The 25,086-nt window shown below is 61.3% G+C and carries 27 protein-coding genes; 10 read left to right on the forward strand and 17 right to left on the reverse strand.

What is annotated here, in order from left to right; genetic code table 11:
- Window positions 1-107: 107 nt before the first annotated feature.
- From VGI36_15900 to ruvX, 4 genes are read right to left on the reverse strand one after another with little or no spacing between them, the layout of a single operon-like run.
- Window positions 108-1,124, reverse strand: a complete 1,017-nt coding sequence (locus VGI36_15900; protein ID HEY2486630.1) for an AAA family ATPase — start codon at window positions 1,122-1,124, stop codon at window positions 108-110.
- Between the two features lie 24 nt (window positions 1,125-1,148).
- Window positions 1,149-2,627, reverse strand: coding sequence for a hypothetical protein (locus VGI36_15905; protein HEY2486631.1), 1,479 nt, complete (start codon window positions 2,625-2,627; stop codon window positions 1,149-1,151).
- A 14-nt stretch (window positions 2,628-2,641) separates the two neighbouring features.
- On the reverse strand, window positions 2,642-3,679 hold the full coding sequence (mltG, locus tag VGI36_15910) for an endolytic transglycosylase MltG (protein ID HEY2486632.1): 1,038 nt from the start codon (window positions 3,677-3,679) through the stop codon (window positions 2,642-2,644).
- 58 nt (window positions 3,680-3,737) lie between these two features.
- Window positions 3,738-4,154: a Holliday junction resolvase RuvX gene (ruvX, locus tag VGI36_15915; protein HEY2486633.1), complete on the reverse strand. Its 417-nt coding sequence runs from the start codon at window positions 4,152-4,154 to the stop codon at window positions 3,738-3,740.
- A gap of 148 nt (window positions 4,155-4,302) precedes the next feature.
- On the opposite strand from ruvX, the gene VGI36_15920 reads away from it, so the two are divergent.
- From VGI36_15920 to VGI36_15945, 6 genes are all read left to right on the forward strand, one after another.
- Complete coding sequence (locus tag VGI36_15920) at window positions 4,303-5,712, forward strand: M23 family metallopeptidase (protein HEY2486634.1); 1,410 nt, start codon at window positions 4,303-4,305, stop codon at window positions 5,710-5,712.
- A 58-nt stretch (window positions 5,713-5,770) separates the two neighbouring features.
- Window positions 5,771-6,586 (forward strand): glycerophosphodiester phosphodiesterase, encoded by an 816-nt coding sequence (locus VGI36_15925; protein HEY2486635.1) that lies wholly within the window; start codon window positions 5,771-5,773, stop codon window positions 6,584-6,586.
- 120 nt (window positions 6,587-6,706) lie between these two features.
- Window positions 6,707-7,726 carry a TIGR03617 family F420-dependent LLM class oxidoreductase gene (locus VGI36_15930; GenBank protein ID HEY2486636.1) on the forward strand — a complete coding sequence of 340 codons (1,020 nt, stop codon included), beginning with the start codon at window positions 6,707-6,709 and terminating at the stop codon, window positions 7,724-7,726.
- An 80-nt stretch (window positions 7,727-7,806) separates the two neighbouring features.
- Window positions 7,807-8,361 (forward strand): superoxide dismutase [Cu-Zn] SodC, encoded by a 555-nt coding sequence (gene sodC / locus VGI36_15935; GenBank protein HEY2486637.1) that lies wholly within the window; start codon window positions 7,807-7,809, stop codon window positions 8,359-8,361.
- A gap of 74 nt (window positions 8,362-8,435) precedes the next feature.
- Window positions 8,436-9,281 carry a lipopolysaccharide kinase InaA family protein gene (locus VGI36_15940; protein ID HEY2486638.1) on the forward strand — a complete coding sequence of 282 codons (846 nt, stop codon included), beginning with the start codon at window positions 8,436-8,438 and terminating at the stop codon, window positions 9,279-9,281.
- A 17-nt stretch (window positions 9,282-9,298) separates the two neighbouring features.
- A complete protein-coding gene (locus VGI36_15945; GenBank protein ID HEY2486639.1) occupies window positions 9,299-10,021 on the forward strand; it encodes a VIT1/CCC1 transporter family protein in 723 nt (240 codons plus the stop codon).
- A 107-nt stretch (window positions 10,022-10,128) separates the two neighbouring features.
- Here VGI36_15945 and VGI36_15950 read toward each other — a convergent pair whose 3' ends face one another.
- Window positions 10,129-10,434 carry a Rieske 2Fe-2S domain-containing protein gene (locus VGI36_15950; protein HEY2486640.1) on the reverse strand — a complete coding sequence of 102 codons (306 nt, stop codon included), beginning with the start codon at window positions 10,432-10,434 and terminating at the stop codon, window positions 10,129-10,131.
- Between the two features lie 131 nt (window positions 10,435-10,565).
- On the opposite strand from VGI36_15950, the gene VGI36_15955 reads away from it, so the two are divergent.
- The gene (locus VGI36_15955) at window positions 10,566-10,940 is read left to right on the forward strand and encodes a DoxX family membrane protein (protein HEY2486641.1); all 375 of its coding nucleotides are present in this window, start codon (window positions 10,566-10,568) and stop codon (window positions 10,938-10,940) included.
- A gap of 91 nt (window positions 10,941-11,031) precedes the next feature.
- On the opposite strand, the gene argJ is transcribed toward VGI36_15955, so the two are convergent.
- The 10 genes from argJ to VGI36_16005 form a co-directional block, all read right to left on the reverse strand.
- A complete protein-coding gene (argJ, locus tag VGI36_15960) occupies window positions 11,032-12,228 on the reverse strand; it encodes a bifunctional glutamate N-acetyltransferase/amino-acid acetyltransferase ArgJ (protein ID HEY2486642.1) in 1,197 nt (398 codons plus the stop codon).
- A gap of 135 nt (window positions 12,229-12,363) precedes the next feature.
- Window positions 12,364-15,045 carry a preprotein translocase subunit SecA gene (gene secA / locus VGI36_15965; protein HEY2486643.1) on the reverse strand — a complete coding sequence of 894 codons (2,682 nt, stop codon included), beginning with the start codon at window positions 15,043-15,045 and terminating at the stop codon, window positions 12,364-12,366.
- Between the two features lie 115 nt (window positions 15,046-15,160).
- Complete coding sequence (gene murI / locus VGI36_15970) at window positions 15,161-16,039, reverse strand: glutamate racemase (GenBank protein ID HEY2486644.1); 879 nt, start codon at window positions 16,037-16,039, stop codon at window positions 15,161-15,163.
- Between the two features lie 6 nt (window positions 16,040-16,045).
- A complete protein-coding gene (locus VGI36_15975; protein HEY2486645.1) occupies window positions 16,046-17,140 on the reverse strand; it encodes a hypothetical protein in 1,095 nt (364 codons plus the stop codon).
- Entirely contained in the window at window positions 17,127-17,663 is a 537-nt protein-coding gene (locus VGI36_15980) for a hypothetical protein (GenBank protein ID HEY2486646.1), read from the reverse strand. Before VGI36_15980 ends, VGI36_15975 begins: the two co-directional genes overlap by 14 nt.
- Window positions 17,660-18,586 (reverse strand): glycosyltransferase family A protein, encoded by a 927-nt coding sequence (locus VGI36_15985; GenBank protein HEY2486647.1) that lies wholly within the window; start codon window positions 18,584-18,586, stop codon window positions 17,660-17,662. The genes VGI36_15980 and VGI36_15985 overlap by 4 nt, the downstream gene beginning before the upstream one ends.
- A 74-nt stretch (window positions 18,587-18,660) precedes the next feature.
- Window positions 18,661-19,230 carry a ribosome biogenesis GTP-binding protein YihA/YsxC gene (gene yihA, locus VGI36_15990; GenBank protein ID HEY2486648.1) on the reverse strand — a complete coding sequence of 190 codons (570 nt, stop codon included), beginning with the start codon at window positions 19,228-19,230 and terminating at the stop codon, window positions 18,661-18,663.
- Window positions 19,231-19,241: 11 nt separating this feature from the next.
- Entirely contained in the window at window positions 19,242-19,610 is a 369-nt protein-coding gene (locus tag VGI36_15995) for a DUF309 domain-containing protein (GenBank protein ID HEY2486649.1), read from the reverse strand.
- A gap of 106 nt (window positions 19,611-19,716) precedes the next feature.
- Window positions 19,717-20,316 (reverse strand): SRPBCC family protein, encoded by a 600-nt coding sequence (locus VGI36_16000; GenBank protein HEY2486650.1) that lies wholly within the window; start codon window positions 20,314-20,316, stop codon window positions 19,717-19,719.
- A gap of 23 nt (window positions 20,317-20,339) precedes the next feature.
- A complete protein-coding gene (locus VGI36_16005; GenBank protein ID HEY2486651.1) occupies window positions 20,340-20,855 on the reverse strand; it encodes a YbhB/YbcL family Raf kinase inhibitor-like protein in 516 nt (171 codons plus the stop codon).
- Between the two features lie 345 nt (window positions 20,856-21,200).
- Between VGI36_16005 and VGI36_16010 the strand changes: the two genes are divergently transcribed.
- Both VGI36_16010 and VGI36_16015 read left to right on the forward strand, forming a co-directional pair.
- Entirely contained in the window at window positions 21,201-21,416 is a 216-nt protein-coding gene (locus VGI36_16010) for a helix-turn-helix domain-containing protein (protein ID HEY2486652.1), read from the forward strand.
- 239 nt (window positions 21,417-21,655) lie between these two features.
- Window positions 21,656-22,300 carry a TetR/AcrR family transcriptional regulator gene (locus VGI36_16015; protein ID HEY2486653.1) on the forward strand — a complete coding sequence of 215 codons (645 nt, stop codon included), beginning with the start codon at window positions 21,656-21,658 and terminating at the stop codon, window positions 22,298-22,300.
- 325 nt (window positions 22,301-22,625) lie between these two features.
- On the opposite strand, the gene VGI36_16020 is transcribed toward VGI36_16015, so the two are convergent.
- Both VGI36_16020 and VGI36_16025 read right to left on the reverse strand, forming a co-directional pair.
- Window positions 22,626-23,084, reverse strand: a complete 459-nt coding sequence (locus VGI36_16020; GenBank protein ID HEY2486654.1) for a DUF2141 domain-containing protein — start codon at window positions 23,082-23,084, stop codon at window positions 22,626-22,628.
- A 4-nt stretch (window positions 23,085-23,088) separates the two neighbouring features.
- Window positions 23,089-23,862 (reverse strand): SDR family oxidoreductase, encoded by a 774-nt coding sequence (locus VGI36_16025; GenBank protein HEY2486655.1) that lies wholly within the window; start codon window positions 23,860-23,862, stop codon window positions 23,089-23,091.
- 131 nt (window positions 23,863-23,993) lie between these two features.
- Between VGI36_16025 and VGI36_16030 the strand changes: the two genes are divergently transcribed.
- Window positions 23,994-24,974, forward strand: a complete 981-nt coding sequence (locus VGI36_16030) for an MBL fold metallo-hydrolase (GenBank protein ID HEY2486656.1) — start codon at window positions 23,994-23,996, stop codon at window positions 24,972-24,974.
- The last annotated feature ends 112 nt before the right edge of the window (window positions 24,975-25,086 follow it).

The raw sequence follows: 25,086 nt of genomic DNA on the forward strand, positions 1-25,086 counted from the left end.
TCACCGCAGTCTGCCCTGGCGGCCGACTACCGAAGGAGGCGGCCACCGCATTGCGGGGTCCTTGAAAACGAACATTCCTCATTACCTGCGGAGCTTTCAACGACCCGCTAGCTGCGCGGGCGCTTGAGACGCTTTTGCACCTGTTCGAGGAGCGACTCGGTGGTAACGTTCTCGGCCTCGGCCTGAAAGTTCCTCAACAGTCGATGGCGCAGGCTCGGCACTATCGCGTCGTCAACGTCGTCGTAGCTGACGCTCACGCGCCCGTCGAGGAGCGCGTTCACTTTCGCGCACAAAATCATGGCCTGCGCACCTCGCGGACTCGGTCCGAAGCGCAGATATTGCGATACTTCGGAAATTGCGCCGGGAGTGTTTGGGGTACATCCGCCGACGATCGCTATGACGTAGCGCTCCAGGGGCTCCGCCACCATCACTTCACGCACCAGCGCCTTCAAGCTCTCGATCACTTGTGGAGCGCTGCGGCCATCAAAGATGGACTCCGATTTGCGAGCTTCAGCGCCGGTCGTGCGGTTTAGGATTTCGCGTAACTCCTCCGGCTTGGGCGGGTTCATGATCACTTTGAACAGAAACCGGTCCATCTGCGCCTCGGGCAGAGGATAGGTCCCCTCGAGTTCGATCGGGTTTTGCGTGGCCAGCACGATGTACGGCGCTTCGAGTTTATAGGTGACGCCAAACACCGTAACCTGGCGCTCTTCCATCGCCTCGAGCAGGGCGGATTGGGTCTTCGGCGTCGCGCGATTGACTTCGTCGCCGAGCACCATGTGGGCAAAGATCGGGCCCGGCTTGAACTGAAACTCCCGTTTGCCATCCTGCTCCGCTAGGACCTGGGTACCGATGATGTCCGAAGGCATCAGATCGGGTGTGAACTGCACGCGTTTGAAAATGAGGCCGAGCGCATCAGAGGCCGCCTTGCACATCAGGGTCTTACCGAGCCCCGGAACACCCTCGATTAAAATGTGGCCGCCGCAGAACAAAGCGGTCAGCAGTTTGCGGATTACCTCCTGATGCCCGACGATCACGCGTGAGACTTCCTGCTCGGCGCGTAGAAAAACCCTGCGAAACTCAGCTACACGCTGGTCGGGTGGTACTTGCGGTGCCGCTCCCATCCCTTGTCCTCGTCGCTCCTCTGCCTAGTGAATCAAATCGCGATAGCGCGGTGGAACCAGTTGCCGCTCATCCGGAGGAGCATCACTACTCGTCTCTTTGAGCGGAGCGTTAACATACGGCGTGGTTGCTTTGGTCCGGTTCGGATCGATTACGGTGGTTCCTCCGGAGCCGACCGGGATTGCACTTGGGAGCCGAAACATGACGTAGCGCGCGTCGTGAATGTTAAGCGCATCGCTGCCGCCCTTCGAAAAGCGCTCGGTCTTGGTCGGCGTCGGAAATTCGCCCAATCGAGTGTCGCCCTGGTTTGATCCCTGGTCTTTGCCGGTCTGCTGATTGTTGCCGCCGGCCTGCGGATGATTGCGGCCGGCGTTGGCACCCTGCATCGGAGTATTCCCAGGCTGTTGTGGATTTGGCTGATTACCCGCCGCCTTCTGGTCCGTTCCCTTTCCGACTTCGGGCGCTTCGCCTTTGTTTTGATCACTGCTCGATGACGGGGTCTGCTCAGGACTCTTGGCTTCTTCGACCTGGGCTTCGGCCTTGGCGAGTTCGTTTTGAAGCTCAATAGAATTGTCCTTGCCCTTGTCGCCTTTGTCGTTCTGTCCGGCGCCCGTATTGGCCTGATTGTGTCCCGAGCCCTGGCCCGAACCATTCGCTGAACCGGCGCCTTCGCCCGTGCCCTGGTTCTTCCCCTCTTTGGAAGCGGCGGTTCCTCCGCCACCTTGGCCTTTCTCCTTGCCGTTCCCCTGTTCGCCGCGCGATGCCACCTGCTGCATCACTTCCTCGAGCCGCTTGAGCTTTTGCTCCGGGGGTAATTTGGGATTCTCAAGTTCATCGGCGACATCGCGCAGGCTACTGGCAAGCGCGAGATCCCCGGGGCCGGCGGATGACTTTTCAATTTCGCTGGCGCTCTCGCGCAGTTTCATCGCTTCGCTCTGCAGCGGCGATGGCGGGCGAACCAGCCCCAGGGTGGCGAGCACCATGGCGATTGCGATGGCGAAGGTCAGAACCGACGATCGCCTGATAGGACGGCCGAGCCGGAACGGAAAGGCGCGGCTGGCGTCAAAAGAATCCAAGAAGGAGATCGCGCGCTTCCATAAAAGCGGGAAGAGCGGAGAGCGGCCGGCCTTTGTAGCCTCCGGCGCTGCCGGGTCAACGAGTGTCGCAAACGTTAGGATCTGCTGATGACCACCGACGGCTTCGTCAACTTGCGCGGCAGCGCCGACAAAATCGCGGGCGCGCAGGTAGGCACGCCACGCGAGCACCACGGCGGTTATCACTATGAGGAGCGCGATGGCCGTCAGAGAACCGGTCAGAATCTGAATACCCGCGGGACTAAGCACGTAGCCCCATCTCTCCCAGGTCGCCTGCCCCAGCCGATGCAGCGTCGCTGCGAGCGTTGCCGCTGCAAGAGCGGGCAGCACTGCGTAGGCGAGCGTTTGTGCCGCCGCGACCTTGGCGATGCGACCGCTCGTACGGCTTAGAATCTCAACCGGATTAGGCACGATGGAATTATAGCCTAATCGGCTCGACCAGCCGCGACAGGACGCGCGGGGTTGGACCGGTGGGCCTTGCTGCTCGCCAGGATGGCGCGCTTGTGGTCGGTGAAAGATTTGGAAAACACATGAGTTCCGTCGTCGCGTGCCACGAAATAAAGGAAGTTCGATTGCGCGGGATATAGCGCGGCTTCTATAGACTTCAGGCCCGGACTCGCGATCGGCCCCGGCGGAAGACCTGCTATTTCGTAGGTATTGAATGCGCTCGGAGTTTTCACTGCCTGGGCGGCTGCACCGACGGTTCCATCCAAACTATACTCAGCGGTCGGATCGGATTGAAGCGGCATTCCCAGTCTGAGCCGATTGTAAAACACCCCGGCAATCAGCGGCCGCTCCCCCGGTACTTTTGCCTCCCGCTCGACGATCGAGGCCATGGTCACAACCTGACGCGTGTTCAGTCCTAGCTCGAACATCCGCGCTTCCACCAGCGGTGTCAGCACCCGAAAGAACCGCGACAGCATCGCAAACAAGATCTGGTCGGCCGAGGCGTGCGGCGAAAAACGGTAGGTCGCCGGAAAGAGGTAACCCTCCGCCCCTAGCGGCATAAGTCCCAGCGCGCGGACCAGCGCACCGGCGCGCGCGGCATCCTCGAAATCGCCTTGGCACACCAAGCCCGCAGCCTCCAGACGCTCTCCTATCTGATGAACGGTTAGACCCTCGGGTACGACGACCGTTACGACCATGAAGTCGCCCGCGACCAGGTGGTGCATCACGTTCGGAATCCGTTCCCCGCCTTTGAACTCATAGTCTCCCGGTTTGATCCGACGCGCACTCCCCGTGAACTGCCCATAGAGTTGGATAGCGAGGGCGCTGCGAACGGCGCCCGCCGCGGCGAGCTTGTGCGCCACCGATCGAAACGATTCACCTTTTTCGATCGTTACGCTGCGGGGAGTCGCGAAAATCTCGGTCGGGGTGAGCCAATAGAATTCAAATGCCGCAATTGCGGCGAAGGCGATCGCTGCGAGTCCCAGTAGAGCGATGATTGCTTTCAGCTTCCGCATCGGATGGTGCCCCGGCGCGCCAGCCTCCTTATGCGATTATGACGAATTTCCTCAGCGATTATGACGAATTTCGATGCGCCGCGAGCCATTCTTCAAGTATGATCGTAGCAGCTACAGCATCAACGGCGGTTTTGCGATGCCGCTTGCGGCGATGATCCGAAAGCCGCTCGCGTGCTTCAAAGCTGGTCAAGCGCTCGTCGGTGTAATCGACGGGCAGATGCAAGTGGGTTGCGAGTTGCGCCCCGAAGGTCCGCGCGGCTCGTGCAGAGGAACCTTCGGTGCCGTCCATGTTGAGCGGCAGACCAACCACCAGCTGGCTGGCTGCACGCGAGCTGATCCAACTTCCTAGCTGCTCGAGGTCCTTGTCCAGGGATACTCGGGTTATCGTGCCCAGGGGATAAGCCGCGGAATCTGTGGACTCGGCGATGGCGAGCCCTATGCGACGCTTTCCGAAATCGATTGCAATGATAGCCATGTCGGAGCGTCCGTACAGATAGAGTCGTCAGGACACCTATAGAATGTCGCGATATGTTAAACAAATCGTCGCAAGTAGTTGCTTTCGTAGCCTAAATGCCTTAATTTGGCGCCCGATGCATTCTCGGGGGAGAAGCAGAGAGGGGTTCGTGCGCGCCCTCACGGCGTTGGTGGTTGGTGTCTTAGCGACTATCGCGGCTTTGCATCTTTTTGTACGCCCCGACCCGCAGCCGGAGACCCTGGCGCTCAGCGACATTTTTGCGGGCCGCCCGGAAGTGGCAGCACTGGAAGCTCCGGAAACCACCGCCGATCCCGCGCCCACCGCGATAACGATAAGCCTCACCCTCGATCGTACCGCCTCAGTCTCCGCTTACCTGCGCGATGCGGGTATCGACTCCGATGAGGCGCGGCGCTGGAGTCTGGTTTTCCAGAGTGCTGCGGCGACCCGGGTTCTCTCTCGCGATCATCCGCTGACACTCTACAAGGATCCGGAGACCGGTGAGTTGCGTGGTCTCAAGTATGATGTTGATTTGCAGACCAGCGTCACGGTTGCCAACCTCGGCAATATGGTGATCAAAGCAGCCGTGCTTCCGATCGAATATTACATCAGACCCGTGGAGATGAGTTTCGAGGTCAAAGAAGACTTCAAGCATGCGGCAGCGCGTCAAGGAGTTCCCTCACCAATTGTGGACTCGCTGCTCGATGCATTCACCGACCGCAGTGGCGTGGCGCCGTTGAAGCCCGGTTCGGGAGTGAAGGTTATCTACCAGGAGAAGATCAGCCGCGACGGCAGCTATCATCTGGTGGGGGACGTGGAGGCTGCGCAGGTCCATTTCGGCTCGCGCACCCTGAGCGCTTACGCGTTTCGTGATGAGCATGGCAGCGCCCACCTCTACGATGAGCATGGACGTGCGCTCGGTCCGCAGTCGCTGCGCTTCCCGCTCAATTTTCAGTACATTACCTCGGGCTTTACCTACCATCGCTATCATCCACTTCTGCATATCTATCGGCCGCACTTAGGAGTCGATCTCGTCGCGCAATACGGCACTCCGGTCAGAGCAATAGCTGATGGCAAGGTGGAACAGGCCGGCTGGGCAGGAGAACTGGGCAACGCGATTCGCATAGAGCATCAGCGCGGCATGAGCAGCATCTATGGGCACCTTTCGAGCATCAGTCCCGATGTTCATGAGAACGCGTGGGTGCACCTGGGTCAGGTCATAGGCTGGGTTGGTTCGACCGGGCTGTCCACCGGACCGCACCTCCATTTTGCTCTCGAGCGCGAAGGCAACTACGTCGATCCGCTAACCGAAAAGCTAGGGGTAAACCATCAGGTGTCTCCGCGGATGCGCGATTTGTTCAACGACTTGCGACATCGGTATGAACTGGCGCTCGCAAAACTTCCCGATCTCGGCGCCCGCTTCGCTCCGGGCGAGGGGCGCACATCGGGAGGTTATCGCGTGACTATTGGTCATTCGCGTCGCGGCGGCCATCACGCCGGGACTCGAGCAACTGGCGACTTCGCTCCCACCGGCACCGGTACGAACGAAGGCGCGATGTAGCGCGAGCAAAGTCTTTCCAGCTGGCCGCTTTGTCCGAACCGGGCACGGAAACTTCGGGGTGAGCCGCGCTTTCGATACCGATTTCTTTGTCCCGCCGCGGCCACGGATTTTTGGACATCGCGGCGCCGCCGGGGAATTTCCGGAAAACACCATGGTCTCCTTCGAGCGGGCGGTCCGCGCCGGCGCCATCTACCTGGAACTGGACGTCCATATGAGCCAGGACGGAGAAATCGTCGTGTCGCACGATGAGGGGCTGACCCGCACCTGCGGACGCGACGCGCTGATTCGCGAAATGAACTGGGCGGAGATTGAGGACGCCGACGCGGGATATATGCTCACCTTCGACGGAGGGGCGACATTTCCGTTTCGCGGGCGATCCATAAAAATTCCCCGCCTGATTGAGGTGCTGGGAGCATTTCTCAACGTAAACTACCTCATCGAGATCAAGCAGACGGAGCCGAGCCTGGTGTCACAACTGCTCGCGACCGTCGATGCGAGCCGCCTGCGCCGCAGGGTGTTGATCGCGTCTGAGTTTGACGAGCCCATCGGCGAGGTGCGGCACCTTGCCCCTCAAATCCCTACTAACTTCTCCTACGGTGAGGTCGCGGAGTTCCTGCAGGCGATGGCGGGGCAACGTCCCGGCTATGAGCCACGCGGTGCGGCGCTACAAATTCCGCCCGAGTACCAAGGATGGCGGCTGGTGACGACCGAAAGCGTCGAATTCGCGCATCGGGCCGCTGTTGAACTACATGTGTGGACGGTGAACGAAGAGAGCGAAATGAATTGGCTTCTTGAATGCGGCGTCGACGGCCTCATCTCGGACTTCCCGGCCCGCGCGCTGGCGGTCGCCCGTTCCAGGGGGCCGTTCAAATAAAGAAGTCAGTAGGTTTCGAAGACCTCGCGGAGGGAATTGAGGCGCACCGTTTTCAGTCGCGCGGAAGCTTTGTTACCATCGCCCTCACCCTGGTTTTCTGTTGCAAGAGGTGACTCGCTTATGAAACTCGACACCGGTCTTTCCGCGCGCAATCTGCGCGACGTCCCCGCGGCCGCCAAGGCGGCAGAAGAGGCAGGATTTGATGCGATCTGGACGGCAGAGGCCGGTAACGACGGGTTTCTTCCCCTGGCGCTCATTGCCGAGCATACCAAGCGCATTAAGATGGGGCCTTCGGTTGCGATCGCTTTTCCGCGCAGCCCAATGGCGATGGCCTATACCGCGTGGGACCTGGCCGGAATGTCGGAGGGCCGATTCATCCTGGGCCTCGGCACCCAGGTGAAGGGCCACAATGAGCGTCGCTTCAGCGTGAAATGGGAAGCCCCGGTGCCTCGCTTGCGCGAATACGTTTTGTCCTTGCGCGCGATTTTCAAGTGCTGGTCGGAAGGTGGAACGAGGCTCAAGTTCGAGGGCAAGTATTACAACTTCTCACTGATGACCCCGTTCTTTACGCCACCCAAGCACAATTACCCTGACATCCCGATTTGGATCGCCGGGGTGAACCAATACATCCTGCGCTTGGCGGGTGAGCTGTGCGATGGCTTGCACGCGCACCCATTCAATTCGCCGAAGTACCTGCGCGAGTTCGTACTTCCACACATCGAACAAGGGCTCAAGAAGGCGGGACGCAGTCGCAAGGACTTTCAGATCGGCACCACCGCGTTCGTGATCGTGGGTCGCAATCAGGATGAAATCGAACGCGCCAAGGCCGGGGTTCGCCAGCAGATCGCGTTCTATGCCTCTACCCGGACCTACAAGGTGGTCCTCGACATGCACGGGTGGGGCGAGGTGTCGGCGCGCTTGAATGAAAAGGCCGCGAAAGGCGATTGGGGTGGGATGGCCACAGAAATAACCGACGAGATGCTCGACACCTACGCGGTGGCTGGCACCTACGACGACATTGCCGACAAGGTGATGGCGCGTTACGAAGGGCTGCTGGATCGGGTCGGGTTTTACATTCCTTACCGCGCCGGCCTCGACGATGCCGAGTGGCGCAAACTCACCCGCAGATTTAACGGATAGAAGCTCGTACAACGCGCCGCGTCTTGGCGGTGCATCGCGCGCCCGGCCCGATGATCCGCGGGCAGGCGAAGGAGACCACAATGAGCCGGATGAAACTGGCAACCGCGCCGACTTCTGTATTGCTCGTCATCTGCTCGGTCGCGCTGTCGATGACTGCGACGGCCCATGCCGAAAGCGCGAAGGCGACCGTTACCGAGATAAGCGCGAGCGGCACCGGAAACAACCTCGGGACGGTAACGTTTGCGGACAGCAAATGGGGCCTCCTGGTAACGCCCGATCTTTCCGGCCTTTCTCCAGGGGTGCACGGATTCCACATTCATGCCAAGCCCGCGTGCGGACCGGCCGAGAATGAAGGCAAGATGGCAGCGGGCTTCGCGGCCGGCGGACACCTCGATCCGGCGCAATCGAAAAAACATCTTGGTCCTTACGACGCCGATGGTCACCTGGGCGATTTGCCACCCCTGGTGGTTGCCGCCGACGGAAAAGCAACCCTGCCGGTGCTGGCCCCCCGGCTTAGCGTTAAAGATGTGACGGGCCATTCCATTATGATCCACGAGGGCGGAGACAACTACTCCGATCAACCCAAGCCGCTCGGGGGTGGCGGTGCGCGCATCGCCTGTGGCGTCATTCAGTAGCGCTCCACGCGCCGCTGAGCGCGCGCCCGCCGCCTCGATGCGCGCCGACCGCCAAACCGATAGGCTTTGGTACGATGCGCACGCAAGTGCTGTACGCTCGCGAACCGCGCTGGCGCGAGGTTGCGGAGCGCGCGGAGGAACTGGTCGCGAGTTCGGGCTTCACCCCCGTCAAGTCTGAGGGGCATACGATCGCCGGGGTGCTCCGCTTGGCCGATGGCAGCGCGGTCTTTATCAAGCGGTCGGCGCCGAGGTCGTGGCTGCGCGCAGCGCTCATGCCGATTGCCGGTTCACCGGCGGTGCGCGCCTTGAAAGGTGCCGCGTTGCTGGATGCGGCAGGAATTCCGCATCCCAGCCCGCTCGCGGCAGCGGAGACGGTTGGCAGAGGCGTGGTCCACGCGTCGTATCTGGTGAGTGAAGCGCTGTTGGATGGTGACACGCTGAGCCGCTTTGCGCTCGGGCCGGGTGAGATCAAGGGCCGCGATGCACGCCGGCGGAGGCGGATCCTGGACAACGTCGCACGCCAAGTGCGGCGCATCCATGATGCTGGGCTCTACACGCGTGATCTGCAGGAAACCAACGTGATGGTTGCAGATGATGCGGGGCAGGGGTTTCGGGTGTGGTTCCTCGACCTGGAGGATTTCCGCCGGATCCGCCGACTCGGATGGCCGCAGCGGGCGCGCAACCTGATCCATCTTGATCGCAGCATCGGGCGCTTCCTATGCCGCGCCGCCCGCCTCGCCTTTCTGTACGCTTATCTCGGCGGCAAACCGGAGCGCGCTGACGCGCGCAGAATCGTCCACGAGCTACTGGTCCTGCGCGCGCAAATGGAACGCCGCCATTCGCGCGGCGCAGTCGCCACGCTCGCGACGACTCATCCAGCGCGTACCGAAGCCTCCGGCTTGGACTCTGTGCGCGGTTAGGCGGCGGACAAACGCTTATGGCATTCACGGTTCGCAAGCGCGAGTACGACCACCATACCGAACAGATTCATGCCGCCGGCGGGAGTTGGGTGCGTGACCTGATGCTTGGTCTTAACGACGGTCTGGTCGCCTCCTTCGCAGTTACCTCGGGTATCGCCGGAGCGTTTTCGTCCTCGCATATCGTGACCATGGCAGGCCTAGCGGAGATGCTCGGTGGCACCGTCTCGATGGGGCTGGCGGCATTCATTTCCGCACGCTCCGAATTTGAGTTCCATGAAAGCGAGATAGCTCGCGAACGCGATGAAATCGAAAAATGGCCGGATCGGGAACGCGACGAAATCAGAACCATCTACCGCGGCAAGGGATTCTCCGGAGAGCTACTCGACCGAATCGTCGGGCACATCACTGCAGACCGCGAGCGCTGGGCGAACGTGATGATGCGCGAGGAGCTGGGCTTCGCCGCCGAGACCTTCGAGTCGCCGACCAAGTCGGCGCTAACCGTCGGCGCTTCGTTCCTTCTCGGCGCGGCGGTGCCGGTAACGCCTTATCTGTTCACGGAGCCGGCGCGCGGGGTTTTCGCCTCCGCGATCGTCACCATCGTCGTGTTGTTCGCGGTCGGCGCGGCGAAGACCATCATCACCAGCCGCCCGTGGTGGCGCAGCGGTCTGGAAAGCATGCTGAGCGGAGTCGTCGCGGCCAGCATAACCTACGCGGCGGGCCGGCTATTCGGCGCGCGATAAGCCACGGCATTCCGGGCGCACAGCCCCTTCCTGTAAAAAATCAAGGCGAGTTTCCCCACGCGCCTCGATCGTCGAGGCATTCTTGTCGCGCCACTTTGCCTAAACCCTCAAGTCTCGACCAGAATGTCGTCACCTTCGACCTTTACCGCGAAGCATCCAACCGTGACGCTGGGATCGTCGAGATTCTTCCCGGTCGTAATGTCGTATTCCCAACCATGCCATGGACAGGTCACCTGGGTACCGTCCAACTCGCCTTCCGCGAGCGGGCCGCCGCGATGCTTGCAATCGTTCCCGATCGCGTAATATTTCCCGCCCGCATTGAAGAGCGCGATCTTTATGCCTGAAGCCTCGACGAGCTTACCGCTGCCTTCGGCGACGTCCGCGCGCGATGCAACTTTGACGAAGTTACCCACGATTTAGTCCACCTCCACGGCTGGCCCCACCGATTATTACGAGCCCCCGCACGCTCGGCAAATGGCCATGTTGCGCTTGTCGTGGCGCTGCGATAGTGGGGAGCATTCGCGAAGCCGCAGGGGAGGGGAACATGAGAGTCGCGCGACTGATTGCCAGAATTCTGCTCGGCCTGATCTTCACAGTCTTCGGACTCAACGGGTTTTTGCACTTTCTGCCGATGCCGCCGATGAGCGGGCCGCCAGCAGATTTTTTCGGCGCCTTGTTCCACACCGGTTACATGATTCGGCTCATTTTCGCGGCGCAGGTTCTCGGGGGTGTCCTGATACTAATCGGCCTGTTCGTCCCACTCGCCCTTCTGATCCTGGCGCCGGTAATCGTGAACATTTTCCTTTTTCACTTCTTCCTGGCGCCCAGCGGTCTGCCCTTGGCGTCGATAGTAGTGATACTTGAACTCTTTCTGGCCTGGAGCTATCGGGAAAAATTCGCGCCGCTCTTTTCGAGCTAGGAATCTGCCCCGCAGCAGACCGACTTGGCACTTTGACGCGAATTCAACGCCCCGCCGATGGCGTAGGCCGGCGGACCATAAAGCGCGGCCTTCAGGTCGTGTATTCGGCGTTGATCTTTACGTAGTCGTAGCTTAAGTCGCAGGTCAGAATGGTTGCGCTTGCGCGGCCTAGCTTCAAATCGAGCCGCACATCGAATTCGCGTTCACGCATCTTGGCCGCGGCCGCAGCCAGAGCATCCACCAGCAGCGCGCCCCGGGCCGCGACTTTTACGCCACCGATGTAGAGCACCAGTCTGTCAGACTGGACGGCGGCACCCGACGATCCGGCAGCCATCAGGATACGCCCCACATTTGGATCGCAGCCGAAAAATGCCGTCTTTACGAGCGGCGAGTTGGCAATCTGGCGGGCGCATCGTTCCGCGTCTGCGGCGGATCGCGCCCCGGTTACCTTCACGGTCACGAGTTTGGTAGCGCCTTCTCCGTCACGCACCAATTCAGCGGCGAGTGCCGCGCACACGCCCCCGACCGCATCATTGAATGCGTCGGTGTCGCGGCGGTTCATCGCGCCGTTCTTCGCCAGACCGCTCGCCATCACGATGACCGAATCGTTGGTGGACATGTCGCCATCGACCGTAATCGCGTTGAAGCTTAAGGGCAGAGCGAGCCTCAGCGCCCTTTTAAGCTGCGGGGTGGTCGCGGCCGCATCGGTCACCACGTAGGCGAGCATGGTCGCCATATGCGGCGAGATCATGCCGACCCCCTTGGCGACCCCGGCCACCGTCACCTGGTTGCCGTTCAGCCTGACCGCAGTCGAGGCCATCTTCGGCCTCGTGTCGGTGGTCATGATCGCGCGGGCGAAATCTTCCATCGAGTCGGCAGACAGCGCTGCGAGGGCCGCGTGCGCACCGGCGCTGAACTTCGCGAAGTCGTACAGATGCCCGATAACCCCGGTCGATGCGGGAACCACCAGCGCGGGCGCAATGCCGAGTTGACGCGCGACCACAGCGCAGGAGGCTTCCGCCAGGCGCAATCCCGGCTTGCCGGTGAAACTATTCGCGCATCCGGAGTTGGCCACCACGGCCTGGAGCCGGCCCCTGCGCAACCGCTCGATGGTTACGTAGACCGACGCGGCTTTGACCTTATTGGCGCTGTTGACCGAGGTCGCGGGACAGGGATGGTCCGCCACGATCAATCCCAGGTCCTTCGCGCCCGGCACGGTTTTGAGGCCCGCGCTTACCCCGGCGAATCGAAAACCCGGCACCCGTGCCGCTGCGAGATCGATGTTCATCGGACTCCTCCGTCGGCGGCACTATACGCAAGAGGAGCGGCGGAGAAAACGCGATTTAGCCTGCGTAGAAACGCGGGCGGACGATAGCCACGCCGATGGAACCTCCATCGCAGACCAGCGTCTCCCAGTCGCGAACTATTTGCCGTGGCAGCGCTTGTACTTCTTGCCGGAGCCGCAGGGACAGGGGTCGTTGCGCCCGACCTTGTCGGCGTCGCGCTTGACGGTCTGTGCTCCTGCATCCTGGGCCTCGCCGCCGTGGCTCATTACCATCTTCTGCGGGTTGGGCTGCTCCTGCATCTGCTGGACGTCCTGCTGGCGAGTGACTTGCACCGAGAAGCACTTCTCGACGACGTCCTTTTGCATCGTCGCCATCAGTGCCTCAAACATCGTGAACCCTTCTTTCTGATATTCGACCAAGGGGTTCTGTTGCGCGTAGCCGCGCAGACCGATGCCCTCCTTTAAATGATCCATGGCGAGCAGATGGTCCTTCCACAACGAGTCGAGCGTCTGCAGCATCACGATCTTTTCGATCTGCCGCATCACCGGCGGGGTGAACTCGGTTTCCCGCTGCTCGTAGAACTTGCGCAAGTCATCCTCGGCCACTTCGGTCAAATCTGCGGCGGACTCGATGGTCCCGCCCTCGGGGCCGCGTTCGTGCGTTATCCCGGGATGGAACTTGAACTGCCGGAAAAAGGCTTCGTCAATGGCCTTCCACTGCCAGTCCTTGGGATCGACCTCCGGGTCGGCGTGCGCTTCGACGATTTCCTCGGTGAGCTGGTCGCACATGTCGAACACGTCGTCCTTCAGCGGCGCACCCGAGAGCAGTTCGCGGCGGCGGGCGTATATGACCTCGCGCTGCTTGTTCATCACGTCGTCGTATTCGAGCAGATGCTTGCGGATGTCGAAGTTGTGCGCTTCGACTTTCTTCTGCGCGTTCTCGATCGCGCGCGAAATCCATCGATGCTCGATCGGAACGCCGTCTTCCATCCCGATCTTTCCCATCAACCCCTTCAAGCGGTCGGCGCCGAAGATACGGAGCAGGTCGTCTTCTAGCGACATGTAGAAGCGCGATGATCCAGGGTCACCTTGGCGGCCCGACCGGCCCCGGAGCTGGTTGTCGATGCGCCGCGATTCGTGGCGCTCGGTCCCGAGAATGTGCAAGCCGCCTGCGGCCAGCACCCGTTCGCGTTCGGCGCCGCACTGGGCGCGGTATTTCGTCAGCGCCGCCTGGAATTTCGGATCGGCCGCCTCCCTGGTACCCGCCTCAGCCGCCGCCATGAACTCGGGATTGCCGCCGAGCACGATGTCGGTGCCGCGTCCCGCCATATTGGTCGAGATGGTGACGCCACCCTCGCGGCCGGCCTGCGCGACGATTTCGGCCTCGCGCTCGTGATTTTTGGCGTTGAGCACCGCATGCTTGACCCCAGTCTTCTTGAGCTTTTCCGCGACCCGTTCGGATTTCTCGATCGAGACGGTGCCGACCAGTACCGGCTGCCCGCGCTCGTGACAGCCTTTGATATCCTCGATCACGGCATCGAACTTTTCCGCTTCGGTCTTGTAGACCAGGTCGTGGTTGTCGATGCGGATCATCGGCATGTTGGTCGGGACAACGGCGACCTCCAGGTTGTAGATTTCCTGGAATTCCGCCGCCTCGGTGTCCGCGGTGCCCGTCATCCCGGCGAGCTTTTTGTACATGCGGAAGTAGTTCTGGAAGGTGATGGTGGCCAGGGTCTGGTTTTCCGATTCGATCTTGACGTTTTCTTTGGCCTCGACCGCCTGATGGAGCCCGTCGCTCCAGCGTCGTCCCGGCATCAGCCGGCCGGTGAACTCGTCAACGATGATCACCTCGCCGTCTTTGACCACGTATTCGACATCGCGCTTGAACAGGGTGTGTGCACGCAACGCCTGATTGGTGTGATGCAGCAGGAGGATGTTGCGTGGATCGTAAAGGTTATCCACCCCCAGCAGCTGCTCAACTCTTTCCACCCCCTCCTCGCTCAGAGCCACGGTGCGCAGCTTCTCGTCGATCGTGTAGTGTTCTTCGTTCTTAAGCCGGGGGATGACCCGATCCACCACGTAGTAGGTGTCAGTCGATTCTTCGGAAGCGCCTGAGATGATAAGCGGAGTGCGCGCCTCATCGATCAGGATCGAATCGACTTCGTCAACGATGGCGTAGTTGTGCTCGCGCTGGACGTAGTCTTCGAGGTTGAACTTCATGTTGTCGCGCAGGTAGTCGAAGCCGAACTCGTTGTTCTGTCCGTAGGCAATGTCTGCTCCGTAGGACAGCTTGCGTTGCTGGTCGGTCAGGCCGTGCACGATGACGCCGACGTTGAGTCCGAGGTAGTTGTAGATCTGGCCCATCCACTCGGAGTCGCGCCGGGCGAGGTAGTCGTTGACCGTGACGACGTGAACCCCTCGTCCACTGAGGGAATTCAACACCGCGGGCAGGGTCGCGACCAGGGTCTTGCCTTCGCCGGTTTTCATCTCGGCGATTTTGCCCTGATGCAGCATCATCCCGCCGATGAGCTGAACGTCGAAGTGGCGCTGGCCCAGAGTACGTTTCGCGGCCTCGCGCACCATCGCGAAAACCTCGGGCAGTACCTCCAGCATCATTTCTTCGCGCCGCTCCCGCTCCTCGAGCGCGCTCAGTTGCGCCTTCAACTCGGCGATGCGGGTGCGCAACTGCTCGGCCGAGTTCTTTTCCATTTCGGGCTCGAGCCGATTTATCGCTTCGACGTCCGGGCGAAGACGTTTGATCTCGCGATCATTCCGCGAGCCGAAGATTTTCCTGCCAATTCCTGTGAGCGCTGAGGCCATCGTGGATGCGTCGGGATTTAGCGCGCCGCCTCGCCGAGCGAGGGTGGGCGACGGTAGGTCTCCAAGTTTAAATTGGCACCTATTTTATCCTGATCAAAGCGCGCGGGGGAGACGCTCATCTTTCGATGCGAACCGCCGATTCCACTTGCGGTCCGAAAAAGCGTCGCCCCACCCGAACGAAACGCTCGGGACTCTCGGTGACGAAAAAACTCCGGGTACCCTGGGTGGCACGACTTGTCAGCTTGAGCACGCGCAGCCGCTCACGCACCGCCGCGGCAGTCGCCGTTGCCGAATCGACGACTCTGACCTCTGGTCCCAACACCCGCTGAAACATTGCGACCAGCAGCGGATAGTGAGTGCATCCGAGCAGCAGCGCATCGATCCCGCTTTGTTTTAGGCTTTCCAGGTAATACCAAACCGTGCGTTCCGCCACATCGTTGTCGGTCCATCCCTCCTCGACCAAAGGGACCAGCAGCGGGCAGGCCCGGGTGTAGATCTCGGCGCGCGGCCTCAGGCTCTGGATGGTTCGCGTGTAAGCGCCCGATGCGACGGTAGCCTCGGTTGCGATCACGCCGATTTTGCCGGTACGCGACGCCTTCACGACCGCGCGCGCCCCCGGCTCGATCACCCCGATGACCGGAATCGTGGTGTCACGCGCAATTGCCTCCAGTGCCACCGCGCTCGAGGTGTTGCACGCAACCACCAGCATCTTGATTCCCTTGGCGAGCAGGAACTCGGTGTTCTCCCGCGAATAGCGGATGATGACCTCGTCGGTCTTAGTGCCGTAAGGCAGCCGCGCCGTGTCGCCAAGGTAAATAAAATCCTCGTGGGGAAGCTCCTCGACCAGCGCGCGCAGAACCGTCAGCCCGCCGATTCCGGAGTCGAAGACTCCGATTGCCCGATCCGCAGGGCGCAGGGAGACTTTTCCGTTCGCGGAGGTCGTCGCGTCATGGAGTTTCCGCGGCTTCCGGCCGGTGGGTTTGCGTGAGGGCATTTCCCGCTATCCAAGCGCAAGGCGCTCGCCGATTGTAGCCGGGTTGGCAGGCGCAACACCAAAAACCCGTTCGTGGACCGCCCCGCTCTCCATACAGAGGTAGGTTGGAATCCGCGCGCCCGCGCGCGCAAAGCGCTCCTGAAGCGCGCGGTAGAGACGAACCCTGAGCGCGCCGAAGGCACGCAGGCGCCCGTCGGAGCCCAGCACCTCCTCGCCCAGCAACATCGGATCGTTGGGAAAGCGCCGTCGCGCGGCGCTGCGCAACTCAGGCGTCATCCGCAAGGCTCCCATGCTCAGCAATGAGATGCGCGGGGCCGGAATCGCGCTCAGCAGTTGATCGACCAGCAGGAGGTAGTCATGTTCGGCGCCCTCATAAGCGATCATCGGATCGAAATGGAACCCAACTCGATAGCCGCCCTCGAGAACGGCGCGCGCGGCGGCGATGCGTGCGGAAGGAGACGCGGTACGATGCTCGGAACTTTTCCAGACCGCGTCTGGTGAGAGCGTCCACGACACGATCGCACGGCCGCGCGGATCCAGCTTCAGGAGATTTTCGATCTCATCGGTCTTGGTCTTGAATTCCAACGTCAGATGCTCTCGCTCGCGGACGAATTCGATCAGATCGAGCGAAAGTTTGGTGACCGAATCCAGCGCAAGCGAATCCGCCAGTTCCCCGGTTCCCACCCGGAAATGCCGGCCGGGAGCCGCGTGAGCCAGGCGATCCATTTCCTCGAAAGAGTCACCGAAGTTGGAATAAATCTGAAAGGCGGGATTGTTGGCGACGTGTTCCTGCAGAAAGCAGTAGCTGCAATCCATCGGGCAGTTTGAGGCAAGTATCAGCACCAGGTATCCGCAGCAGGCGAATTTCGCCGAGCCTGCCGGGCACGCCATAAGAAAGGGCGCATGGCGTTTCTTCACGACCAGGCGTCGCTTGCCCGCGGCCAAGGGATCGGTGCCGTGCATCAGTCGCGTGGCCTCGCGCGCATCGGGCACATAAGTAACCGGAACCGATGCACCGAGCGCGCCCACGAGGCGATCCGCGAGTGCGGAACCGCGCGCCGCCTCTTCGACTACCAGCGCATCCACATCAAACGTTATCATCACCGCCAAGCATCGCGAGGACTCGCGCCAAGTCGCCACGTTTCTCCAGCAATGCGTCGAGCAGGTGGTCCAGTTCCCCGGGAGCGGACGCCGCAAGCTGGATAGTCAACTCATCAGACGCCAACTCACGCGGCAAGAGTACCCTAATTCCGCGTGGCAAGCGCAGCGCCGCAATCGCCGCCTCCAGCCGCTCGGTAGTTTCGCGCAGGCGTGGAAAGCGGATCGCGCGGAGCTCCTCGAGAACGGCGCGCGCGCGTTCCGGCGCTGAGCCGCCGACGGTCACCAGGCGGCGAAGGGGAGGGCGCGCGAGGATTTTCGCGGCGCTGGTGTGTTCTCGAACCGAGATTTCGTCGAGCAGGTCAAGTGCGGTAACCAATTGTCCAGTGCGGAACTTGAGCGCGCGGGCGAGCTCGAGTAGCGCCGAGCGGCCGGACTGATCGAGACGCAGCCATCGCGCCAGGTAGGTCGGGGGGAGGCGACGCCGCGTCGCGAGGTCGCGAATTTCTGCCTCAACGTCGATCACTGGAGGCTCTCGGGCAAGGCTTCTTGCCGATTGTGTCTTTGGATCTCGGCGAGAGTCACCGCGAGCGTGGGATCGGAATCGCGCGCCCAGTTCTGCAAGGCGCGCAGCGCGATTTCGTCATACAGGCTGGCGTCGCGCTTGCGCCGCTGGAGCCCCTTCGCGTAGAGGCGGGATTTCTCGGCCAGAACTTCGGCGGCGGCAATACGTTTCGCACCGATCAGTTCGGGCGCAGCGAGCAGCTTCGCGAGCGCGAGAATCCGGAAGCGATCGATTGCGGGCACGGTTGCGGAGAGCTGATCGCCATGGCCCGCGTGCCGCGTGACCAGCGTTTCCTCAAGCAGGCCGGCCTCGTAGCGTAGCAGAATGCGCAACCACAGGTCGTAATCTTCCGCAGCGGTCATGGTCTCGTCGAAACCGCCTAAGTCGCGAAACAAATCGGTTCGCATGATCACGGCGGAGGGGCTGATGAGACAGGTGCGCAGCGACTCGACGAAGATATCGCCGGCGTGCTTGAGGTGGCGCAGGCCCGGGTTTACCCGCCGCCCGTTGCGTATCCACAATTCGTCACACTGGGAGATCTGGTGCTCGGGATGATCGCGCAGGTGGGCGAGCTGTCGCGAGAGCTTTCCGGGTTTCCACAGATCGTCGGAGTCGAGAAACCCGATCCAGGGTGCCGCCGCTGCTTCCACACCGAGGTTGCGCGCGGCCGCCACACCCCGCCGCTCGGTCCGGATAAAACGAACCGGTGCCGTGGCATTCTCCAGAGTCTCCTCCACCGCAGCGGGGGTACCGTCGGTGGAGCCATCGTCGACTACGATCAGCTCGAAGCGTACCTCCCGTTGCACCAGCACCGATTGGATCGCTTCGACGACCATCGGGCGGCGGTTGAAAGTCGGTATGATGACGCTAACTTCCAGAGACATCGTATGCCCGAGGGGCGGATATCCGTTTCATCAAATTGGTCGCACCTTCGTCCCTTGCTTGCAAATCGGCTTCCCTAGCGTCCGGCCGAAAGAACCCGACGGCGCAGAAGGTCGATACCTTCGCCGGTGTGGACGGAGCACAGAATCGGCTCGGCCTCAAGCGCGCGCATTCTGGCGAGCGCGGCAGGTCGCTCGGAGCGCTTGAGCTTGTCGCTTTTGGTGGCGACCACAAACAGCGTCAATCCTCGCTCGCGTGCCGAAGCGGCCAAATCCAGCTCCTCCCGCTGCGGGCCGCGCCGCGCGTCTATCAGAAGAATCAGACCCTTAAGGTTGCCCCTGCCCGTCAGGAATTCACGCATGGCGCCAGCGATTCGCGTGGCTACCGACTGTGGCATCTTGGCGTAGCCGTAGCCGGGGAGATCGACCAGCGCGATCGATTCGCCCAAGGTGAAGAAATTGATCGCCTGCGTGCGGCCCGGCGTGCGGCTGGTACGCGCCAGTCCGCGCTGGCCGGTGAGCGCGTTCAGCAGAGAGCTTTTACCGACATTCGATCGGCCAACGATGGCGATCTCGATGCGGTCCCAGCGGGGGCAGTCGGCGAGCGCCCCAGCCGACGCGACAAACTCAGTGGCAAGGCGATCCACGAGGCAGTGACTCAGGGAGCGGTTTCGATGTGCGGCGGTGAAATGACTGCGTGCGAGCCGGCCAGCAGTTCTTCGATACGCACGAGCTCGGCGCTCAGAGCACTGCGAAATTCACGGAGCTTGAGCCCTCGGTGGCGGTCTGCATAGGGTGCGAGAAACTTGAGCGCGGCACGCAGGTGAACGCGGGCGCTCGAGAGCAGACCTTGCGAAAGCTTGTGATTGGCCACCGCCGCGCGCAACAGGCCGAGATAAAACTCCCAATCGCTGGTGTCGTCCTCCAGAGAATTCATCGCCTCTTCCATTTCCTCGTGGGCCTCGAAGAACTCACCCCGGTTGAACAATTCGATGCCGACGCGAAAATGCTCCTCAACCTCGCTCATGGTCTTTTTTGGGGGTATACGGTCGTGGTGCGCAAGTTACTCTATAGCGACGGGCTCTGCCTCTGACAGCTCGGCCTTACGAAACGGCCGTTTTGCGGAAAATCATTCAGGGCTCTTCGTTGGAGTCCTCCGGTTCTTCCGTCGAGGCGAGGTTGAGGGTGCGCTTGAGTCCTTCGAGCTGGGCGATGAACACGCTTCTGATCACGTCCTTGATAACGCTCTCCGGCACCGGAAGCTGCTGCGCCAGCGTGGTCGTCTGATGGTAGGTTATCAACGTCGAGCCGCCCTGGTCTTCGAACTTGTAGTCGGCGTGCATGTCGAAGGCGGGGTTGTCGAGCGTGTGATAGGAGATACGATGGCCGGCCGGGTCGTAATCAAATGCCATCTGGGTTTTGATTGTCTGATCGCCTGGACCTTTCATTTCCAATTCCACGGTCTTGCTGTTGTCGGTCCGGGAGATCACTTTTACGTTCTGGATTTGATCGGACTTCGTCTTCTCCACGTCGCGCACCGCATTGAAGACCGCCGTCTCAGGGGCGGGAATGATCGCGGTGAAGTCCGCGGTCCAGTCGTTTCCGGTGTGCGTAATGTTCTCGCTCAGCAACCCGCCCTTGGTCGCGCGGCGCGACTGATAGAGTCGCCATCCGCCGTAGCCCACGATGAAAATGACCACGAGCGCCGCGATGATCTTGTAGGTTTTGCTCATGCTGATGCAGGTTCCCAGTAAAATCAGCGTTCGAACGTGCCGACCAGCTCCGCACTGGCTTTTACATGGTTTTGCATCGCCGCGCGAAGTGAGGCGGCGTCGGCAGCAGAGGGTAAATCGAGCGCGGTATCAAGCGCGAAGAGCTCGAAATGATAGTGGTGGGTCTTTCCGGGCGGGGGGCAGGGTCCCTTGTAGCCGACCGCCCCCATCCCGTTGCTCCCCTGCCTGGCAGCATCGGCGAGCTGTGGAGTCTTGGGTGCGTCGGCGGCCATTCCGCTTGCCCCAGCGGGCAGGTTGAAAACCAGCCAGTGGACAAAGGTGCCCATCGGGGCATCGGGGTCCTCGACGATCAGGGCGAAGGATTTAGTCCCGGCCGGCGCTCCGGTCCACGCAAGCGCGGGCGAATGATCGCCGGCGGTGCAGGAGAAATCCGCGGGAATCGGCGCACCAGGATTAAATGCAGGACTGGTCAATCTAAAGTCGGAGTCTGCGCGCGCCAACACACCGATCAGGAGCACTTGTGCAGCAACCAGAAGCATCACCGTCGAAATTGCTCGAATACGAAGCGTTCGCGCAAAGTCAGAGACGACGATGACCCTCATGAATGGGAGCTTAGCAATTAGGAATTCGCGCGGGTAGCAACCGACCGCCACGTGGTCGTCGATGCCTAAGACCCGCGGAATTGCCGATAATCCCCCATAGAATCAGCACTTTTTAGTTTCCGTCTCCGTAAGATTTCTCTTGACCCACAACTTCGATTTTGCGAACTTCAAATGTAGTCAAGGTGAGCGAAGAAGAGCGGATGGTTCGATACTTGGCAGCGGGGGGACTACATCGCAAGGCCTTGACGACACCTGTTCGGACCAGCCGCCGTTGGAGATGTGATGGCTAGTGATGGTAAGTATGGCCTGCCGCGAGTAATGACGGTAAAGGAACTTTCCGAGTACCTACGCGTCCACCCCTCGACCATTTACAAGCTTCTGCGCCGCGGCGAATTACCGGGCTTCAGGATTGGTACTGATTGGCGTTTCAACGCCGAGGTAATCGATCGCTGGTGCTTGGAGCGCAACATGCGCGGCTTGGACTCAAGCGGCAACTAGGGCCGCGAGCTCTCGGAAAAGTCCGCACCGCTCCGAGGCGATGCCGCCGGGTAGCGCGCTTTCCGATTGGCCGGGTGCGCCCGTTGGACGACAAGGGAGCGGTTTCGACCAGGTTTCGCGACGCTCTCTTGCGGCTGGCTATGAGACGTCGACGAAACCCAGCGACATCGCGGGCGGCAACGGTCTTAAGCCGCGCCCTTGACGCCATACCGTGATCTGACTCAGCATACCGCTCGTTAATGATCACTTCGGCCAGACGGCAGACTGAAAACGTCGCGGCGGGCCCACGCCGTCGGGGGCTCGATCAGGTCCTGATCAATGCCGCGATGGATTTGTTCGCATCCTATGGCTATCGCGGTACCTCGCTTGCGCGGATCGCGCGTGCCGCCGGGGTAACCAAGGGTGCGCTCTATTGGCATTTCAACGACAAGGAAGACTTTTTCCTGGCGGTTGCCGAGCGCGTTCTCCAGGAGTGGAACAAGGCATTCGCGCAGGAACGTCCGGTCGTGACCCCCGCGGACTTTCGCGAGTATTTTCTCAGGATTTTTGACACCTCGGCTAAGCTGAACACCACCAACCCGTGGGTTTCGCGCTTGCTGATGATCATCACGCTCGAATCCCACAAGATCGGCCCGCGGGTGCTGCGCACGATGCGCAAGGCGAACGCACGTCAGCTCGAATACCTTCGCGACCTAGTCGTGCGCGGAAAAGCACTCGGAGTGTTAGCCAGCGATCTCGATGTCGATTGGGCGGCCACCCAGCTGTGGAGTGCGCCCGCCGGCCTCCAATTACTCTGGTACCTGCACGGATCGCGGTTCGAGCTGCGCAAGTCCTTTCGCCGCCTGGCGCGCGAATATCTCCAGCAGTGGAGCGCGCCCAAATGAAGGCCGGCTCATCTATGAAATTGAGGCGATAAAACCCCATCGCGCCGACTAGCGCGAGACTGTTCGAGATCAATTCCGGGAAAACTGGCGGCTGCGTGACCGCTTTGGATAGGTGAGCCTCAGCGTAGAACTCGAATCGACGCGGAAAGCAGCGGGGCGCGCTCCGGTCAGGCAACAGGCATCCCGGAAGCGCGATTTCCCAGTCCGACGCAAGAAGCACTGTTCTAGCGCAAGAAGCCTTCTCAATCCCACTTCCCGTAGGGCCTCAACTTCACGGCTCGCAGAAAAGAACCGGAGCCGGGGAAGCGCGTGGTCTGGCCGCTCCTCAGTGCTGTGCGTGCATGGTGATGTTCATCACACCGCCGGAATAGGTAAAGGCGCAGGCGCTGAACGGTGGCGGAGTAAGTGCCGATGGTCGCGCGTCGTTGGAGAACCCGTACACTTCCTGTGGCATCCCGAGGAAGTTGGTCTCCATCTTTCCGGTCTCGAACTCGTCGTGAAATGACGCGATGGCGTAGGTGCCGGGGGGCAGACCCTTGAAATCGCACGTCCCGGCCTGATTTGCGATCGGTGCCCGTGCCTGCGCCGTCGCCTTGGCATGGTTGCGCGGGAACCCATCCGGCGAATTGAAGATGATGCATCCGATGCGGCCGGTGTTATTGGGCAAATCGACTAGTGTGGCGTGAATCAGGTTTTGCTCGCTCTGTGCACGCGCGCTCGACGCGAAAGCGCATAGCATGCCGCTGATCAAGAACAGGCTCGCGAGGCGGCGGTTCAGCTTCATCGTGTCACCGTCTGGTTCCGGGCGCGGGGCGAGGATCGACGACGTGGCGGCCGGTAGGGCGCACTTCGAGCGCACATCCGAACAGAGAATCGTCGCGGATGAGCATTGCGACGGCGTCGGCGATCTCCTCGGGTTGGATGATCTTCGCCGGCATCCAGCTTTTGAGGCCGTGTTGGGCGGCGAGTTCGAGTCCGCGGCGTACCAGGGGGGTGTCGACGATTCCCGGACATACGCAGTTGACGCGGATTTTCTTTTCCGCCGACCAGACCGCCAGCGAGTGAGTAAAATTGACCACCCCGGCTTTGGCCGCGCCATACACCGCATCCTGGCGATGGGGATATAAACCGGCCATCGAGGCGGTATTGATAATCACGCCACCGCCCTGCTTCTCCATGATCGGAGCAACCAGGCCGGTACCCAGAATTACCGCTTGCAGATCAATCTCGATCACGAGGTGCCAACGCTCGGGCTCCGCCAGCGGATACCCCGGAGCACCGGTGCCGATGCCAGCATTGTTGTGGAGAATATCCACCCGGCCGAATTGCTGAACCGCGGTCTCGAGCATCCGGCGCGTGTCCTGCTCGCTGGTCACGTCGGCGCGCACGAAAACCGCGCGCCCGCCGGTACTTTCGACGCGCTTTACCGTCTCTGCCCCTCCGGCCGAGTCCACGTCTGCGACCACTACCGATGCGCCATCACGCGCGAGGCGTTCCGATACGGCACGTCCGATTCCCGAGCCGCCGCCGGTTATGAGGGCGGTTTTTCCTCTGATTTCCATCGACCAATCCTCCAAGCAGCCAGAGCGGTAACGAATCTTACGTACATAGTACGCGCGCGCGTCCCTTACCAAGGGCCAAACGAATGTCGTATGACAGACTGGAGGGGGCCGCACCGGTCGGGAGAAATCAAATGAGCAAATGGCCATTCACCAAAGGACTTCACGATCTCGGGCGCGGCGCGTATGCCTACCTGCAGCCCTCGGGCACCTGGGGCTACAGCAACGCGGGATTGGTCACCGACGGCGATCAATCGCTGCTGGTCGATACGCTTTTCGATGAACGGCTGACGGCCGAGATGCTCGGCGTCATCAAAGCGGCGACTAGCGTTGCCGCCGACCAAATTGGTGTGGTGGTCAATACCCATTCGAATGGGGATCACACCTTCGGCAACCGGCTGGCGAACAATGCGGTGATCATCGCATCGGAGGCGGCCGCGCGCGAGATGCGCGAGGAAGGCAACCCTCAATTGCTGGCCCAGTTGTTGAAGAATGCCGACACGATGGGTGAGGTCGGCGCATTCTTCAAACGGATCTTCGGCGCGTTCGATTTCGCCGGCGTGACGCTAAAGCTCCCGGACCGCACTTTTACCGGCGAGCTGTCGCTAAAAGTGGGGGACAAGGCGGTGCACTTGATCCAGGTTGGGCCCGCCCACACTGCCGGCGACGTGATCGCGTACGTTCCGGCCAATCGCGTCGTTTACGCCGGTGACATTCTGTTCATCGACGGCACCCCGATTGCGTGGGCAGGTCCGGTGCGCAGCTGGATTGGCGCCTGCGACCGCATTCTCGGGTTGGAGGTAGATACGGTGGTCCCGGGGCACGGGCCGATCACAGACAAGGCCGGCGTCACGCGGATGCGGGATTATTTGGTGTATGTGGATGCGGAGACGCGCAAGCGGCATGCAGCCGGAATGAATTCGTGGGAGGCTGCGCAGGATATCGCGTTGGGTTCGTTCGGCGACTGGCTCGACGCGGAGCGGTTGGCGGTCACCGTGAACACGATATATCGGGAGATTGGCGCGCCCAGCGCCTCGCGTAGTACGGTGGAGCTGTTCGGCAGAATGGCGCAGTTGGAACGCCGCTACGCGGACGAGCGGCAACGCGGCAACTAACCGCACTTACTCAGTTCCGGCTACGCGCGCGCCTGCGGACGCTGTGCAAAACGAGTTCGCGGCGTCCGATTCGATCTCATTGCTCGAGACAGCTCCTGAGCAGAGGCGCCGG

The organism is Candidatus Binataceae bacterium (genome assembly GCA_036495685.1).
GTDB lineage: Bacteria > Desulfobacterota > Binatia > Binatales > Binataceae > JAFAHS01.